A 1,297-nucleotide genomic window follows, 5' to 3' on the forward strand; every position below is an offset into this window, starting at 1 on the left:
GCGAAAGCCACTCAGTGTCAGGGTGGTTGTGCTGCTCGTGTGAGTGGTTAGGGTCCGGTCTTGGTCGCGTGGTGACTCTGAAAGCCACTGCCTTGCTGGCTTGTGAAAGAACTGTCCAGCGTGATCAAGGTCCGGGCCTGGCTGGCCTGACTTGATAGAAGCGTGGACTAGACGCGTCAACCTCGACTGAGGTGTGTCCGACCAGCCCGGCCCGGAAAGGTGCACCCGTTCTCCGGCTAGGGAAGGAACACGCGCGTGTCCATGGTGGTCATCGGGATAGATCCGCACAAGTCCAGTCACACCGCGGTCGCTGTCGATCAGGCCGGACGGAAACTGGCCTGCAAGACCGTCCGCTCCGACAACGACGGACTCCTCCGCCTGCGGGCCTGGGCCGCCCGGTTCGGGACCGAGCTGGTCTGGGCGGTCGAGGACGGCCGCGGTGTCGCCGGGCGGCTGGTCCACGCCCTGATCGGCACCGGCGCCCCCGTGAAATGGGTGCCCCCGAAGCTGATGGCCGCCTGCCGGGCCTCGGCCCGCACCCGCGGCAAGTCCGACCCGATCGACGCCCTCGCCGTCGCCCGCGCAGCCCTGCGCGAACCCAGCCTGCCGACCGCGCACCTGGACCAGCAAGCCCTGGACCTGCGGCTGCTGACCGACCGACGCGAGAACCTGGTCAACCGCCGCACCGCCAGCATCAACCAGCTGCGCTGGCACCTGCACGACCTCGATCCCGACCTCGACCAGAACCACCACGACCTGACCAGGCCACGCACACTCGCCACCCTCACCAGCGCGATCACCGCCCTCGACCCCAGCGTCCGCCGCGACCTCGCCCTCGACCTCCTCACCGAGATCACCACCCTCGGCCAGCAAATCACCCAGCTCGAACACCAGCTCACCGACCGAGTCCAGCCCCTGGCCCCCACACTCCTGTCCATCACCGGCGTCGGCACGATCACCGCCGCGAAAATCATCGGCGAAACCGCCGGCATCACCCGATTCCGCTCACCAGCCGCCTACGCCATGCACACCGGCACCGCACCCATCCCCGTCTGGACCAGCAACAAACCCCACTACCGCCTCAACCGCGGCGGCAACCGACAACTCAACACCTGCATCCACCGCATCGCCATCACCCAACTCGCCCACCACCCACCAGCCCGCCACTACCACGACACCTGGACCACAAACCACCCCCACGCCACCACCAAAGCCGCACTCCGAGCACTCAAACGACACCTCACCAACACCATCTACCAAGCACTCAAAGCAGACTTGACATAGAAGCTTCTTTCGC

1 protein-coding gene is annotated in these 1,297 nt (G+C 66.5%); it reads left to right on the forward strand.

Going from position 1 to position 1,297, the window contains the following annotated elements:
- Positions 1 to 261: 261 nt before the first annotated feature.
- The gene (locus ACFWIW_RS42145) at positions 262 to 1,284 is read left to right on the forward strand and encodes an IS110 family transposase (protein WP_378373604.1); all 1,023 of its coding nucleotides are present in this window, start codon (positions 262 to 264) and stop codon (positions 1,282 to 1,284) included.
- Positions 1,285 to 1,297: the final 13 nt, after the last annotated feature.

It is taken from the genome of Amycolatopsis sp. NPDC058340, assembly GCF_042723975.1.
Classification (GTDB): domain Bacteria; phylum Actinomycetota; class Actinomycetes; order Mycobacteriales; family Pseudonocardiaceae; genus Amycolatopsis.

Excerpts from the sequence above, each read along its gene's own strand:
- ACFWIW_RS42145 (WP_378373604.1), top strand. The coding sequence starts at position 262 with ATGGTGGTCATCGGGATAGATCCGCACAAGTCCAGTCACACCGCGGTC.